Here is a 15,105-nt window from a genome sequence, read left to right as displayed (position 1 = left end):
GGGGAGGCTTGGCTATCCGGCGGTCTGCCTGGCCGTGCACTCCGGGCAAAGGCCGAAAATCTCCACGGTGTGCTCCACAGCCGTGAAGCCGTGCTCCTCGGCGATCCGCGCGGCCCACGCTTCCACGGCAGGCGCCTCGACTTCAACGGCCTTTCCGCAGTTGCGGCAGAGCAGGTGATGGTGATGCCCGGTAACGGCGCAACGCCGGTAAACGGCCTCACCGTCGGCATTCCGGAGCACGTCCACGAGTCCGTCGTCGGCAAGGGACTGCAGAATCCGGTAGGACGTGGCAAGCGAAACCGAGGTACCCCGCTCGTGCAGGATACGGTGAAGCTCCTGCGTGCTCACGAAGTCCGCCAGCTCGTCGAGGGCGGCTGACACTGCGAGGCGCTGCTTGGTGACGCGCTGCTCCTTGCCTGCCGGGGGAGCCGGGGCAGGGGTCCTGCTGCCGTCGGCGGGGGCGCCCTGGGACATTGAGGAACTCACTTCACTGTCGGTTTCGTTGGCTAGCTGGCAATGTCCAAGATTACCAGCCGGGGGTCGTGGACACCGCGACGCCGGATCCCTAGGCTGGCCCGATGAAGCTGACGAAATTCACTCATGCGTGTGTCCGCCTCGAAAAAGACAGCAAGGTCCTGGTGTTCGACCCGGGCAACCTCTCGGAGACGGACAAGGCGCTGGCTGGCGCGGACGCCGTGCTGATCACCCATGAGCATCCGGATCACATCGACGTCGAAGCCGTCGTTGCCGCCCTGCTGGGCGATGGCTCGTTGCAGCTCTTTGCGCCGGGCGGAGTGGCGGCGCAATTGCGCGAGAAGGCGCCCGACGCCGGGGCCCGGATCCATACCGTGGCGCCAGGGGAGACGTTCGACGCCGCGGGGTTCGCGATTCAGAGCTTCGGCGGCCAGCACGCCCTGATCCATCCCCAGATTCCAGTGGTGGCGAACGTCGGCTATCTGGTGGATTCCAATGTCTACCACCCGGGAGACTCCTTCGTCGTGCCCGACGGCGTCGGGGTCCAGACCCTGCTCGTGCCGATCCATGCGCCCTGGAACAAGGTGGGTGAGGTAGTGGACTTCGTGATCGGCGTCCGGGCGCCCCACGCGTTCCCAATTCATGACGGCCTGCTCAACGAGGGCGGACTGGGCCTCGTCGAGGGCCATGTCACGAGGATCGGGGCGAAGTACGGCACCGAATACCGGCACCTCTCCAGCGGGGACTCGGTGGAGGTCTAGGGCCTAGGCGGGCCACACGCCGGTCGCGAAGAACTCGCCGAGCGTGGCTTCGTGGGGGTCCGGGTCAAGCTTTTGGGACTGCAGCCACTCCGGGTTGTAGTAGTTGCCCGCATACCGGTCGCCGCCGTCGCAAAGCAAGGACACCACGCTGCCGCGGCGGCCCTCCGCGATCAACCCGGCGATGAGCTGCCATACGCCCCAGAGGTTCGTGCCGGTTGACGGGCCCGCGTGCAGCCCCGCATAGCGCTGAAGGTGCCGCATAGCCGCCACCGACGCCGCGTCCGGGACCTGGATCATGTGGTCGATCACGGCCGGGACGAAGCTTGGCTCCATTCGGGGCCGGCCGATGCCCTCGATCCGCGAGGGAAGTCCGGTGGCGTTCGAAGAAACCGCCCCGCCGTCGCGGCACTCCAGCCACGCCGGGTAGAACGCGGAGTTCTCCGGGTCGACGACGGCCAGCCTCGTGTCGTGCCGGTGGTAGCGGAGGTACCGGCCGATGGTTGCGCTGGTTCCGCCGGTCCCGGCGCCGACGACGATCCAGCTGGGAACCGGGTGCTCTTCGAGCGCGAGCTGCCCGAAGATCGACTCGGCGATGTTGTTGTTGCCGCGCCAGTCCGTGGCCCGCTCGGCATAGGTGAACTGGTCCATGTAGTGGCCGTTGCGGCTCCTGGCCAGGTCGGCGGCGGCCTCATAGACCTCGGATGGGTGGTCCACCAGCAGGCAGGAGCCGCCGAACTGTTCGATCAACGCAATCTTTTCCCGGCTTGTGGTCCGGGTCATGACGGCGACGAACGGCAGGCCCAGCAGCTGCGCGAAGTAGGCTTCCGAGACGGCCGTGCTGCCACTCGAGGCCTCAACGATCGTGGCGCCTTCCTTGATCCAGCCGTTGACCAGGCCGAAGAGGAACAGTGAGCGCGCCAGCCGGTGCTTGAGGCTGCCGGTCCGGTGGGCGGACTCGTCTTTCAGGTACAACTGGACGCCCCAGTGTTCCGGGAGCGGTACGGAGTACAGGTGGGTGTCGGCGGAGCGGTTGTTTTCGGCGTTGATCCGGCGGATGGCCTCGTCGGCCCAGGCCCGGTCCTGCATGGTCTCTCTGGTCACGGCACCAAGCCTACCGGCGGCCGCCAGATGCCAACGATGCCCTGAGGAATGCCCGGCCCGCATGGATAGAGTTGGCAGATGCAGACTCTTATGGACGCAGCTTCCCTGAAAGAGCGGCTGGACTGCGGCCGCCGCACCGTATTGCTGGACGTTCGCTGGGCCCTCGGCGATCCGCATGGACGCGAACACTATTTGAAGGAACACCTTCCCGGCGCAGTCTTCGTGGATCTGGCCACAGAATTGGCGGGCCCCGCGGACCCGGCCCGCGGCCGCCACCCGCTCCCGCCGCTGGAGCAATTCCTAGCGTCGGTCAGAGCCTGGGGCGTCCGTAACGGCGACGTCATCGTCGCGTACGACGATAGCGGCAACATGGCCGCAGCGCGGCTCTGGTGGATGCTCCGGAACGCCGGTCTCACGGACACCTATCTTCTCGACGGCGGACTGGCGGCCTGGCGCGCCGCCGGCTACGAGACGGAAACCGGCGAACAGCCGGCGGAGGCCGGGGACGTCGTTCTCTCGGACGGCGCCATGCCAGTGATCGACGCCGGGCAGGCGGCCTCCTGGGCCCAACAGGGCGTGCTGCTCGACGCCCGGGCCGGCGAACGTTTCCGCGGTGAGATCGAGCCTGTGGACCCGCGCGCCGGCCACATCCCGGGTGCGGTGAGTGCCCCCACTACCGGCAATCTCGGCGACGACGGCCGGTTCCTGCCGGCCGAACAGTTGCGGACCCGCTTCGCCAGCCTGGGCGTGCGGCCCGGCGTTCCCACTGCTGTCTATTGCGGGTCGGGTGTCACGGCCGCCCATGAAATCGCGGCACTCACCGTCGCGGGGTTCCCCGCCGCGCTCTACCCAGGATCCTTCTCGGAATGGTCCAACAATCCCTCGAATGAGGTCGTGACCGGGGCGGCACCTTATGCCGACGGCACCGCGGCGGACTAGATGCCTCCGGGCTGGGGAGCCGCCGGAGTTGGGGAACACCATCGAGCCGCGCACTGTTATGCCGCCGGCTGTACTGCGGGGCGTGGCCGTCTTCGTGTCTTTGCGCGGTGCCGGACTTCCTTCCGGTGGGAGTGGGCGGAGAGGTCGGGCGCATCCCCGGTCAGTGGCGTGCCGGGTAGGGGTGGCGCGGTGGAGTGGTAGCTGTGGCCGGTGGGGGTGGTGAGGACGATGGTGTGGCGCGGTCCGCGGCGTGGGCGGCTGGTCCAGCCGGGGATTTCTTTGGTGTGGTTGCAGGCTTCGCAGAGCCCGGCGCCGTTGGCTGCGGTGGTCTGCCCGCCGTCGGCCCAGGGGAGAACGTGGTCCATGTGGCGGATCGGTGCGTCGCAGTAGGGGGTGCGGCAGGTCTGGTCGCGGGTCTGGAGGAAGCGTCGGAGCCCGGTGGGGAAGAGCCGGGCGCGGGAGTCCCTCGCGACGAGGTCGCCGGTGCCGGGTGCGGTGTAGAGCCGCCGCAGCCAGGTCTGGGGGTTGCCCGAGCCGGGGCCGGAGCCGTCACCCTTGATCAGTTCGCGGGCCCAGCCGGCGGGGACGATGCCGTAGCCGGGAAGCCGTGCGGGTTCGGAGTCGCCCTGGAGGAGGGTGCGGTCGGTCAGAACGAGCTGGATTTTCGATGCCGCTGATCCCGCCTGCCTTGCCGGTGGTGCGTTCGACCAGGGCGTCCGCCATCAGCTGTCCGCGGCTACGTGGGTCCCCGCCGGCGCGTGCCGCGTCGGCGTGCCGGGACAGGGCGGCGTAGGCCGCGACGCCCTCCGCGACCGGCAGCAGCGCGGTCAGATAGGTCATGGTGTCCGGCGCGGGACGGAGGCTGACATGCCGGTCGGCGGCCGCATGCGCTGCCCGCTGGGTGACGGACCGCGGGTCCCGCCGGTATGCCGCGGCCCGGGCCGCGGCCACGATCGCGCGGTCGCCGGCGCCGGTGAAGGTTCCGGTGTCGGCGGCCAGTTCCTCGTCGACGGCGGCCCGGTCCGCCGCGGGCAGGCACGCTGTCTCGCGCACCAGAAGGGTGGCGCGCCATTCGTTGAACTGGCCGGTCTCGAGCGCGGCGAGGGTGTGCGGCATTTCGATCACGAGGGCCTTTGCTAGGCCCAGCAGCCGGCCGCCCTTAGCGGGGGATTCACGCCGGGCGAGCGCGATCTGCGCGGCGACGCCGGCACCCAGTTGGTTGGCGGGGATGCCTTGCGCGAGCCGGGCCCGGCGCTGGACCAGGTCCAGGGTGACCGCGATCCGGGCCTGCTCCGCGGACAAGGCGGACTTCCGGTCCTCGAGCTCGCGGAGCCGATCGATCAGCCCCGCAGCGGCCTCGGCGTAGTCGTCAGCGCAGACGGCGTCAAGGTTCGCGTCGGGACGGGAAGGGCTCAAGGTAGCAGGCCGCCGGGCGGCTTCGGTCACGGTCGCGCCGCGTCCAGCGGTGGCGAGTCCCGTGCCGCCGCCTGCTGCCCGAACCACTTCGGGCCTCCGATTGCCGTCCATGGTCATAGTTAATCAGGCACCTCAGACAAAAAGCGGCGTCGCCAGCCTGCGTCGGAATTGAAGCCGGAGTCGCCACGGGTCGGGAAGGAAAAGGCAGTCCGTTGCGGGCAGGCGGGTACCATCTTTGATGGTCGCGCCGCGTCCAGCGGTGGCGAGTCCCGTGCCGCCGCCTGCTGCCCGATCCACTTCGGGCCCCGGGCTGCCGTCCATGGTGACAGTTCATCAGGCACCTCTGACAAAAGAGATTCGGCCTCTGGGCTCATTAGGGATGGATGATGCCGCGTGGGAGGGGTCGATAGCCAAGGATGGCGACCCGCCCCGCGCCACCCGCCGCTTCGCATCTGACCGGGCGCTGAAAATTGGCCATGTTCCGGATACCGGGGGTAGCGTCGAGGCATGACTCCTGGAAGCCCCGTACCGCCGCCCCTCGCCAAGCCGCTGCCCACCGTCGACGCCCCGTCCGAGGCTTTCGTCGCCCCCCGCCTTGCCGCCGCCTATGGTGCCACTGCCACCGGCAGCGGTCTTGTTCCGTTGACCATCACGCGGCGCGCGCCGAAGGAAGACGACGTCGAGATCGCCATCGAGTTCTGCGGGCTGTGCCACTCCGACGTCCACGCCACCCGCGGTGAGTGGGGCACCCAGAACTACCCGCTGGTTCCCGGGCACGAGATAGTAGGCAGGGTGAGCCGTGTGGGTTCCGCCGTCGACGACTTCACGCCGGGGGAGCGGGTGGGCGTCGGCTGCATCGTCGATTCCTGCCGCGAGTGCGACAGCTGCCTGGACGGGCTGGAGCAGTACTGCGAAAACGGCATGGTCGGGACCTACGGCGCAAAGGACCGCCGCAACACGGACACCATCACTCAGGGCGGCTACGCCAGCTCCATCGTGGTGGACCGCCGCTACGTGTTGCGGGTCCCGGAAAGCCTTGACCCCGCCGCCGCGGCGCCGCTGCTTTGCGCCGGCGTCACCACTTTCTCGCCGCTGCGCCACTTCGAGGTCGAGGAGGGCGACGTCGTCGGCGTGGTCGGCCTGGGCGGGCTCGGGCACATGGCGGTCAAGCTCGCCAAGGCGATGGGCGCCGAGGTCAAGGTCTTCACCACCTCAGAGTCCAAGTTTGCCGCGGCCCGGGAACTCGGTGCCGACGACGTGATCTTGTCCGGCGACGCTGCCGCGATGGAGGCCGCGAACCGGAGCATCGACGTCATCATCGACACCGTGGCCGCGTCGCACGACCTGAACCCGTTTTTCCGCACCCTGCGCGTGGACGGGGCACTGTTCCAGCTCGGTCTGCCCTCGGAGGACATGCCCCCGGTGAACCCGGGCGCCCTGATCAGGCGCCGGATCGCGTACGCTGGATCGCTGATCGGCGGGATTGCCGAGACCCAGGAGATGCTGGACTTCTGCGCCGAACACGGCGTGGTGTCCGACGTCGAGGTGGTCCGGGCGGATCAGCTCAATGAGGCCTACGACCGCATGGTGGCCGGTGACGTGAAGTACCGTTTTGTACTGGACGCCAGCACCCTGGGGTCACCTTCGGAAAGGGCGGACGTATGAGCACTCTCTTCACCAAGATTATCAACGGTGAGATCCCGGGCCGGTTCGTCTGGCGCGAGGACGACGTGGTGGCGTTCCTGACCATGGGCCCGCTGGCCGACGGCCACACCCTCGTGGTGCCCACCGAGGAAGTGGACCGCTGGACGGACGCTCCTCCGGAGCTGCTGGCGCGGGTCATGGGGGTGGCCCAGAAAATCGGCGCCGTCCAGGTGGACGTCTTCGATGCCGCCCGCGCCGGGCTGATCGTGGCGGGCTACGAAATCAACCACCTCCACGTGCACGTCTGGCCGTCCAACACGATGGCGGACTTCGACTTCGGCTCCGCGGACCACCACCCCGAGCCCGCAAAGCTGGATGCCAACGCGGAGAAACTCCGCGAAGGCCTCCGCAAGGCGGGCCACGCGGAGCACGTACCGGACGCCTGAGGCGCCGCGCACGCCTTAGGAACCTGGGAGGCTAGACCGGCGCCAGCGCCTTATTAAGCACTGCCCGGATCCGCTTTTCCGAGACCGAATAAGCCGTGCCCAGTTCGACGGCGAACAGGCTCACCCGTAGCTCCTCGATCATCCAGCGGACCTGGGTTAATTCCGCCCCGGCCCGGCGGCCGGGCAGCAGGGCGGACACGGCGTCGTCGTAGTCGTCTTCCAGGGCCTGGACCGCCGCCATGTGCTGGGCATCGCGCTGCAAGTTGGTCGGAAGCTTCTCGAGGCGCTTCTCGATGGCTGCCAAATAGCGGGGCAGCTGACTGAGCTGGGCGTAGCCCGTGCGTGCCACAAAACCGGGATACACGAGCTGCTCGAGCTGGCTCTTGATGTCATTGAGGGCGCTGATCAGGGCCAGGCTCGTCGTGCCCTTGAGCTGCTTATCAATCCGCCGGGTGCTCGCCAGGATGCGCTCGACGACGGCGGTGACGGTAAAGACGGTGTCGATGAGCTCGGCGCGAACCCTTTCATAGAGGGCCTTGAATGAGGCCTCATCCCAGGGCAGCTCCGCGGGCGTCAGCTTGTCGATGGCGGCGAGGGCGCAATCCGCGATCAGGGCGGACACGGAACCGTGCGGGTTCTGGCTGAAGGTCAGCTTCTCGGTGTTGTTCAGGTGCTCCAGGACGTAACGGTCCGGCGGCGGGACCTTCAGGGCCAGCAGGCGGATGACGCCGCCGCGCATGGCCTGCTCCTGCTCGGAGCTGGTCTGGAAGAGCCGCAGGGCGACGGAGCTGCCAGCGTCGACGAGCGCGGGATAGCCCGTGACGGTGTGGCCCTTGACGGTGCCCTGGACCTGGCGCTGCACGGTACCGACAGTCCAGTCGGTGAGACCGGACTTCTCGGTGAACCCGGTGGAGCCGACGGCGTCTGCCCCGTTCGCCGCCACGGCTCGGCCGTCGGGCCCCGCGTTCCGGGACGGACCGGACGGTCCGCCTTTCCCGCCCGCTTGCGTCCCGGCCTTCGGTGCGGTGGTGCCCGGGGTGGCACCGAGCGACTCGGCGATCGCCCGACGGGTGGCCGGGGCCAGCCGCTCCTGCAGCGCCGAGAGGTCCTTGTCCTCGTCCAAGACCTTGCCGCGCGGGTCCACCACCCGGAAGCTGACCCGCAGGTGCGGTGGCACGGCGTCCCAGTTCCAGGAATGCGGCGGGATGACCTGGCCCCGGATCCGGCGGAGGACCAACTCCAGCGAGGGCTCCAGCTCATCGGTGGCCGGATCAAAGTCGGCCTCCAGCGCCGCCACGGCCTGGCGCGCCACATCCGGAGCGGGCACAAAGTTCTTGCGCACTTGTTTGGGCAGTGACTTGATCAGGGCTGTGACAAGCTCCACGCGCTGGCCCGGGATGAGCCAGCGGAAGGCGGCGTCGTCGAGCTGGTTCAGGAAGAGCACGGGAACCTCGGCGGTGACGCCGTCGGACGGGTTCGGCGGCGAGCCGGGGGCCACCGGGTGGAATTCGTACGTCAGGGGCAGCTCGAAGCCCTTGTGCAGCAGGGTCTGCGGGTAGGCCGAGTCGTCCAGGGCGTCGGCGTCTTCGCTGATCAGCAGCGCCTGGTCGAAGTCCAGCAGCGCAGGGTCCTGCTGGCGCGCTTCCTTCCACCACTTGTCGAAGTGCCGTTCGGAGACGACTTCCTTGCCGATCCGCGCGTCGTAGAACTCAAACAGCGCCTCGTCGTCCACCAGGATGTCCCGGCGCCGCATGCGCGCCTCGAGCTCCTCGATCTCATGGAGCAGGGCGCGGTTGCGGTGGAAGAACTTGTGGTGCGTCTGCCAGTCGCCTTCGACGAGTGCATGCCGGATGAAGAGCTCGCGGCTCAGCTCCGGATCCACCTTGCCGTAGTTGATGCGGCGGCTCGGAATGATCGGCACACCGTACAGGGTGACCTTCTCATGGGCCATCACCGAGCCCATCTTCTTGGACCAGTGCGGTTCGCTGTAGCTGCGCTTGACCAGGTCCGGCGCCACCTGCTCGACCCAGAGCGGATCGAACTTCGCAGCCACCCGGGCCCAAAGCCGGCTCGTCTCGACGAGTTCCGCGGACATCACGAACGTGGGGGACTTCTTGAACAAGGCCGAGCCGGGGAAGACCGCGAAGCGGGTGCCCCGGGCGCCGACGTACTCGCGCTTGCGTTCGTCGAGGATGCCGATGTGGCTCAGCAGGCCCGAGAGCAGGCTGATGTGGATGCTCTCATGCTTACCCACCGGATCGGCCAGCCGGGTGTTGTCCAGGCTGATGCCCAGCGGCCGGGCGAGCTGGCGCAGCTGGGCGAACAGGTCCTGCCACTCCCGGACGCGGAGATAGTTGATGAACTCGGTGCGGCAGAGCCTGCGGAACTGCGTCGAGGAGAGTTCCTGCTGCTTTTCCTGGATGTAGTTCCACAGGTTCAGGAAGCCGGTGAAGTCTGAGTTCTCGTCCCGGAAGCGCGCGTGCTTCTCCGCGGCGAGCTGCTGCTTGTCCGTCGGGCGCTCGCGGGGATCCTGGATGGTCAGGGCGGCCGCGAGAATCATGACTTCCCGGACACAGCCGCGCCGGCCGGACTCCACGATCATGCGGCCGAGCCTGGGGTCCACGGGGAGTTGGGCCAGCTGCTGCCCGACGGCGGTCAGTCCGCCACCGTTTCTTCCGGCAGCGGCGCCCGCCGGACGGCGGCCGGGGCGTCCGGCGTCGTCGTCCGCCTGTTCCTGCGGCCGGGCTGCGGTGAGGGCGCCGAGCTCGCGGAGGAGGGTGACGCCGTCGTTGATGGCGCGCGAGTCCGGCGGTTCCACGAACGGGAAGTTCTCGACGTCCTTGGGGCCGCGGGCCACGCCCATGGCGGTCATCTGCAGGATGACGGCGGCGAGGTTGGTGCGCAGGATCTCGGGATCGGTGTACAGCGGCCGGGACTCGAAGTCCTCCTCGGAGTAGAGCCGGATGGCGATCCCGTCCGACACACGGCCGCAACGGCCGGAGCGCTGGTTCGCCGACGCCTGGGACACCCGCTCGATCGGCAGCCGCTGGACCTTGGTCCGGTGCGAGTAGCGCGAGATGCGGGCGGTACCGGTGTCGATGACGTACTTGATGCCCGGGACCGTGAGCGAGGTTTCGGCGACGTTGGTGGCCAGCACAATGCGGCGTTTGTTGCCCGGGTGGAAGACCTTGTGCTGCTCCTGCAGGCTCAGCCGGGCGAAAAGCGGCAGCACCTCGGTGCCGGCGAGCCTCCGGTTGGACTGGATCCTGCCGTTGAGCGCCTCCGCCGCGTCCCGGATCTCCCGCTCGCCGGAGAAGAAGATCAGGATGTCGCCGGGGGCTTCCAGCGCGAGTTCGTCGACGGCGTCGCACACCGCGTCCAGCGGGTCGCGGTCTTCTTCGAGCTCGTCGTCGGAGGCGGGGATTCCCTCGTCGTCGGCCGCGGGCCCGGCGGCAGGCTGGGAGAGCGGCCGGTAGCGGACCTCGACCGGGTAGGTGCGCCCGGAGACCTCGATGATCGGCGAGGGTTCCTCGTCGCTGCCGAAGTGCTTGGCGAAACGCTGCGGGTCGATCGTCGCGGAGGTGATGATGATCTTCAGGTCCGGCCGCTGCGGCAGGATGCGCTTGAGATAGCCGAGGATGAAGTCGATGTTCAGGCTGCGCTCGTGCGCTTCGTCGATAATGATGGCGGCGTATTTGCGCAGCAGCTTGTCGCGCTGGATCTCGGCCAGCAGGATGCCGTCGGTCATGAGCTTGACCTTGGTGGACCGGCTGACCTCGCCGGTGAAGCGGACCTGGAATCCCACTTCCTGGCCGATTTCGACCCCGAGTTCCTCGGCAATGCGTTCGGCGACGGTGCGCGCCGCCAGCCGCCGCGGCTGGGTATGGCCGATCAGGCCGTTCTCGCCGAGGCCAAGCTCCAGGCACATCTTCGGGATCTGAGTGGTCTTACCGGAACCGGTCTCGCCGGCGATGATGGTGACCTGGTTGGCCGCGATGGCGGCCATCAGGTCCTCGCGGCGCTCGGAAACCGGCAGTTCGGCGGGGTAGGAAATATGCAGTGTCATGGCTGGGAACAGTCTACTGGGCTTGCCGACGGCGACAGTTGCCGTTCCGCCGGCAGGCCGGGCCCGCAACCCCCGGGAAACATAACGCTGCCCGGACCCAAGGGGCCGGGCAACTGGTGGCGGGGTCCGGACGGGCCGGACGATTTCGGGGGCGGCGCTCAGAAGATCCGCAGAGTGTAGTTGGTGCTGGGAAGGTCCAAAGCGGACCAGGGGTCCTCCGAGCGGACCGGGGGGATGTGGCCCCGGCCGTCGTTGCGGAGGACCGAAACGGTGGCTGCAAGGCCGGCGATGATGAGGATGATGAGGGCTATTCCGAGGAGTTCCATACCTCCATGGTTCTCTTGTCGGCCAGACAAAAAAAGTGGCAGAAATGCCCAAAAAGGTACAATTTCTGCCACTGTTTCTGTCAGAATGGAGTCATGATCAATTCAGTGGCGATGATCGTGGTCCCCAACTTCTCGGTCTTCGAGTTTGCAACCGCCTTTGAGGTTTTCGGCATCGACCGTTCGGCCCGCGGAAGCGGGGTCCCCGCGTTCGACTTCCGCGTCTGCACCCCGGAGCCCGGTGATGTCCCGCTCAAATCCGGGCTGACGATGCATGTGGGGCTGGGTCTCGAGGCCGCCGCCGACGCCGACCTGGTCATCATGACCCCCTACGGACGCGACGAGGACCTCTCCGAATCCGTGCTGGACGCCCTGCGTGCCGCGCACGCCCGCGGCGCATGGGTGATGTCGATTTGCTCCGGTGCCTTTGCCCTGGCCCGGGCGGGACTGCTGGACGGCCGCCGCTGCACCACCCACTGGCATTACTCCGAGGAGCTCGCCAGCCAGTACCCTGCAGCCCTCGTGGATGAAAACGTCCTCTATGTCGAGGACGGCCGGATCATCACAAGCGCGGGAACGGCCGCAGGCATCGACGCGTGCCTGCACCTGGTCCGGGTGGAATTCGGTGCGAACGTGGCGGCGAGCATTGCCCGGGACATGGTGGTTCCCCCGCACCGCGACGGCGGCCAGGCGCAGTTCATCGACCGGCCGATCCCGGCCTGCGGCTCCGAACCAATGGAGCAGCTGCTGCAGTGGATGGTCCGGCACCTGGAAGAGGATCATTCCGTCAACGAACTCGCCGCCCGGGTCCATATGTCGCCCCGGACCTTCGCCCGGCGATTCCGGTCGGAGACAGGTGCAACTCCCGCCGCCTGGTTGAACTCCCAGCGCGTCCTGCGGGCCCAGGAACTGCTGGAGACCACGGACCTCAACATCGACGAGGTAGCCCGGGAATCCGGCTTCGGTCACTCCGTGCTGCTGCGGCACCACTTCGCAAAGGTGCTGGACACCAGCCCGCAGTCCTACCGGCGCACCTTCCGGGGCCATCTGGTCGAGGCGGTTTAGGCCCCCGGATCCAGCAGGCTGCCCGACGGCGGCCGGCCGCCCGGCCGCCCGCCGGGTGCAGACGGCGTTGACTCCGCGGCCGCCCGGGCGTGGTCGACGAGTTCGCGCCACGGTCCGGTGACCGCCCGCTCGGGCAGGGTGGCGCGGCGCTGGCCGGCGCGGATGTTGTACAGGAAGCGGTCAGCCTGGTTCCCGGCGGCTTCCCGGGCGGTCTTGGAGGCTTCGTCCCAGGGGCACGCCTCAACGAGCGGCTGCCAGAGGTCCTTGTCCTCCGGGGGCGTCGCGAGCACGGACCAGGTCCGCTTCATTCCTGCGATGCCGCCACTGCGCTGGACGGTGATTTTCATGGAAACTTCCCATTTTCATGGAGCTGGGACTCTCAGAGCTTTACCTTCACAGTTTCCCACGCCGAGCGTACGGCGTCATGCTCTTTCGATTCGGCTCCGAAGAGTTCCGCGGCGGACGTTGCGGTGGACTTGGCGAACGCGCGGAAGGTCGCATTTGGCGCCAGCGCTCCGCCCGTCAGGGTCTCGTACCAGATCTGTGCCGGCGCATCCCAGGCGTTGCCGCCGAGGGCCGTGGCCACGAGGCAGAACGCGCGGTTGGGGATCCCCGAGTTGATGTGCACGCCGCCGTTGTCGGCACTGGTGCGGACGTAGTCGTCCATCGAGTCCGGCTGGGGATCCTTGCCGAGCACGTCGTCGTCGTACGCGGTGCCCGGTGCCTTCATGGAGCGCAGTGCCTTTCCCTGGACCTGATCCGTGAACAGACCCTCGCCGATCAGCCAGCTGGCCTCCGCCGTCGACTGTTTCCGCACATGCTGCTCAACCAGCGCTCCGAAAACGTCGGACAGGGACTCGTTGAGGGCGCCGGCCTGGTTCCGGTAGACCAGGCCGGCGGAGTACTGTGTCACGCCGTGGGCAAGCTCGTGGCCGATGACGCTGAGGGACTTCGTGAACCGCTCGAAGACCTGCCCGTCGCCGTCGCCGAAGACCATTTGCCGGCCGTCCCAGAAGGCGTTGTCGTACAACCGGCCAAAGTGCACGGTGGCGACGAGCGGAAGTCCCTGGCCGTCGATGGAGTTGCGGCCGAATGCCTCGGCGTAGAGCCGGTGGGTGTGCCCGAGACCGTCGTAGGCTTCATCCGCGGCGGGATCGCCGGTGGCTGGCTCGCCCTCTTTGCGCACCACGGAGCCGGGCAGCTGCTCCGAGAATTTCGCATCGTAGACCGTCCGATCGGGCGCCGCGGGCTTGAGCTCGCGCATGCCCGGCGGAGCAGCGGGGGCGGGGGCGGTGCGGGACGACTGAATGCTCTTGACATGGAGCAGTGCCTCCCGCGCGGCCCGGGCCGCCCCGGAGAATGCTGGTTCACGCTGCGCCGCCAGCCGGCGCAGCAGGTACGGAGGGATGATGGAGCAGTACATGTGAGACCCCTTTATGCTTCGCTGCCGATGCGAACAGCCTACGAGCGGGCTCCGACATTTGGCAGTGGCGGTCCCGGCGCGGCGCCCGGCCCTGTTCCGATCCGCTGGCCCGGACGTAGAATCGCGCATGGAAAAATTGCGGTATTCGGTGAAGATCAATGCTCCCGCCCCCGACGTGTGGTCCACGATGCTGGACGACGCCAGCTACCGGGAATGGACCAGCGTGTTCAACAGCGGTTCCTACTACGAGGGCGGTTGGGACAAGGGTGGCGAAATCCGCTTCCTGGGCCCGGACGACGACGGCAAGCTCGGCGGGATGATAGCGACCGTTGAGGAATGCAGGCCGCACGAGTTCATCTCTCTTCGCTACACCGGCCAGATCATCGACGGTACCGACGACACCAGGAGCGACGCGGCGAAGTCCTTCATAGGGACCCACGAAAGCTATGCCTTCAGGGAAGCGGACGGCGTAACCACCGTGGACGTGGAGCTTGACAGCGAGGATGAGTTCGTTGCCGAGTTCAACGCCGCCTGGCCCTTGGCCCTGGCCAGGCTCAAGAAAATCACGGAGTCCCGGAGCTAAGCCTTCTCTGGCGCCCGCGGGTCGAGGACGAACTGCTGCGCCATGGTCCACAGGTTGGTGGTGGTCCAGTAGATCAAGACCCCGATGGGGAAGATGATGCCGCCCGCGCCGAAGACGATCGGCAGGATGTAGAGCAACATCTTTTGCTGCATCGCAAATGGGCCGGGCAGGGGCTGATCGGACCAGTTCTTGGCCATGATGTGCTTCTGGGTGACGAATTGCGCTGCCGTCATGGCAAGGATCATCAGAATGGTCAACACCGTCACGCTGACGGGATTCCCGCCGCTTCCGTGGAGCAGGGAAGCGGACAGCGGGGCGCCGAAGATGCTCGACTCCTCGAACTGCACCACCTGCTCAGGGCTCATCGCCCCGAGGCCCTCGCCCCTGGCGGCAGCGGACGCAATGCCTGACAGCACCGTGAAGAGCGCGAAGAAGAACGGCACCTGGATCAGCAGGGGCAGGCACGCCGAGAACGGGTTGGTGCCGTGCTTCTTGTACAGGGCCATCTGTTCCTGGGCCATGGCCTGCCGCGACAGCGGATCGGATTGCCCCTTGTACTTGTCCTGCAGCTCCTTCAGGTCCGGCTGCAGCAGCCGCATGCGCCGTTGGGCCTTGAGCTGTTTCAGATAGACCGGAATCAGCGCGGCACGGATCACCAGCACCAGGCCGATGATGGCGAGGGTCCAGGTCCAGCCGTCGGCCGCCGGCATGCCGACGGCGTCCAGGGCGTCATGAAGTCCCACCATGATGGCGGACACCAGCCACCGGAACGGAAACAGCATCTCGTTAACCCAGTCCATACGGTCCCCCTCCGGCGGCCCGCGGCGCGGCCTTTCCACCAGTATGGGCAGTCAGGTACACACA

Annotated in this window: 13 protein-coding genes and 1 pseudogene; 6 read left to right on the top strand and 8 right to left on the bottom strand. The window is 67.7% G+C overall.

Going from position 1 to position 15,105, the window contains the following annotated elements; translation table 11 throughout:
- Window positions 1–12: 12 nt before the first annotated feature.
- A complete protein-coding gene (locus OM977_RS13475) occupies window positions 13–474 on the bottom strand; it encodes a Fur family transcriptional regulator (RefSeq protein WP_264357419.1) in 462 nt (153 codons plus the stop codon).
- 104 nt (window positions 475–578) lie between these two features.
- Between OM977_RS13475 and OM977_RS13470 the strand changes: the two genes are divergently transcribed.
- Entirely contained in the window at window positions 579–1,235 is a 657-nt protein-coding gene (locus OM977_RS13470; protein ID WP_264354440.1) for an MBL fold metallo-hydrolase, read from the top strand.
- Window positions 1,236–1,238: 3 nt separating this feature from the next.
- Here OM977_RS13470 and OM977_RS13465 read toward each other — a convergent pair whose 3' ends face one another.
- Window positions 1,239–2,321: a PLP-dependent cysteine synthase family protein gene (locus OM977_RS13465; RefSeq protein WP_264357418.1), complete on the bottom strand. Its 1,083-nt coding sequence runs from the start codon at window positions 2,319–2,321 to the stop codon at window positions 1,239–1,241.
- A 93-nt stretch (window positions 2,322–2,414) separates the two neighbouring features.
- Between OM977_RS13465 and OM977_RS13460 the strand changes: the two genes are divergently transcribed.
- On the top strand, window positions 2,415–3,275 hold the full coding sequence (locus OM977_RS13460; protein ID WP_264354439.1) for a sulfurtransferase: 861 nt from the start codon (window positions 2,415–2,417) through the stop codon (window positions 3,273–3,275).
- Between the two features lie 56 nt (window positions 3,276–3,331).
- Here the strand turns inward: OM977_RS13460 and OM977_RS13455 are convergent.
- Window positions 3,332–4,802 (bottom strand): annotated as a pseudogene (locus OM977_RS13455) (HNH endonuclease).
- A 396-nt stretch (window positions 4,803–5,198) separates the two neighbouring features.
- Here OM977_RS13455 and OM977_RS13450 point away from each other — a divergent pair.
- The gene (locus tag OM977_RS13450; protein ID WP_264354438.1) at window positions 5,199–6,356 is read left to right on the top strand and encodes an NAD(P)-dependent alcohol dehydrogenase; all 1,158 of its coding nucleotides are present in this window, start codon (window positions 5,199–5,201) and stop codon (window positions 6,354–6,356) included.
- Window positions 6,353–6,781, top strand: a complete 429-nt coding sequence (locus OM977_RS13445) for an HIT family protein (protein ID WP_264354437.1) — start codon at window positions 6,353–6,355, stop codon at window positions 6,779–6,781. The genes OM977_RS13450 and OM977_RS13445 overlap by 4 nt, the downstream gene beginning before the upstream one ends.
- Window positions 6,782–6,812: 31 nt before the next feature.
- On the opposite strand, the gene hrpA is transcribed toward OM977_RS13445, so the two are convergent.
- Both hrpA and OM977_RS13435 read right to left on the bottom strand, forming a co-directional pair.
- Complete coding sequence (gene hrpA / locus OM977_RS13440) at window positions 6,813–10,847, bottom strand: ATP-dependent RNA helicase HrpA (RefSeq protein ID WP_264354436.1); 4,035 nt, start codon at window positions 10,845–10,847, stop codon at window positions 6,813–6,815.
- 158 nt (window positions 10,848–11,005) lie between these two features.
- Complete coding sequence (locus tag OM977_RS13435) at window positions 11,006–11,173, bottom strand: hypothetical protein (RefSeq protein ID WP_264354435.1); 168 nt, start codon at window positions 11,171–11,173, stop codon at window positions 11,006–11,008.
- A gap of 93 nt (window positions 11,174–11,266) precedes the next feature.
- On the opposite strand from OM977_RS13435, the gene OM977_RS13430 reads away from it, so the two are divergent.
- Complete coding sequence (locus OM977_RS13430; RefSeq protein WP_264354434.1) at window positions 11,267–12,235, top strand: GlxA family transcriptional regulator; 969 nt, start codon at window positions 11,267–11,269, stop codon at window positions 12,233–12,235.
- Here OM977_RS13430 and OM977_RS13425 read toward each other — a convergent pair.
- Complete coding sequence (locus OM977_RS13425; RefSeq protein ID WP_264354433.1) at window positions 12,232–12,582, bottom strand: protealysin inhibitor emfourin; 351 nt, start codon at window positions 12,580–12,582, stop codon at window positions 12,232–12,234. The genes OM977_RS13430 and OM977_RS13425 overlap by 4 nt on opposite strands.
- A 32-nt stretch (window positions 12,583–12,614) precedes the next feature.
- Window positions 12,615–13,658, bottom strand: a complete 1,044-nt coding sequence (locus OM977_RS13420) for a M4 family metallopeptidase (protein WP_264354432.1) — start codon at window positions 13,656–13,658, stop codon at window positions 12,615–12,617.
- Window positions 13,659–13,785: 127 nt separating this feature from the next.
- Between OM977_RS13420 and OM977_RS13415 the strand changes: the two genes are divergently transcribed.
- Window positions 13,786–14,241: an SRPBCC family protein gene (locus OM977_RS13415; RefSeq protein WP_264354431.1), complete on the top strand. Its 456-nt coding sequence runs from the start codon at window positions 13,786–13,788 to the stop codon at window positions 14,239–14,241.
- Here OM977_RS13415 and yidC read toward each other — a convergent pair.
- On the bottom strand, window positions 14,238–15,041 hold the full coding sequence (gene yidC, locus OM977_RS13410; RefSeq protein ID WP_264354430.1) for a membrane protein insertase YidC: 804 nt from the start codon (window positions 15,039–15,041) through the stop codon (window positions 14,238–14,240). The two genes, OM977_RS13415 and yidC, sit on opposite strands and share 4 nt — an antisense overlap.
- Window positions 15,042–15,105 lie beyond the last annotated feature (64 nt).

It is taken from the genome of Pseudarthrobacter sp. MM222 (genome assembly GCF_947090775.1).
Taxonomy (GTDB): domain Bacteria; phylum Actinomycetota; class Actinomycetes; order Actinomycetales; family Micrococcaceae; genus Arthrobacter.
Note: the sequence above shows the minus strand (reverse complement) of the source record. Positions and strands in the feature narration are given on the sequence as shown.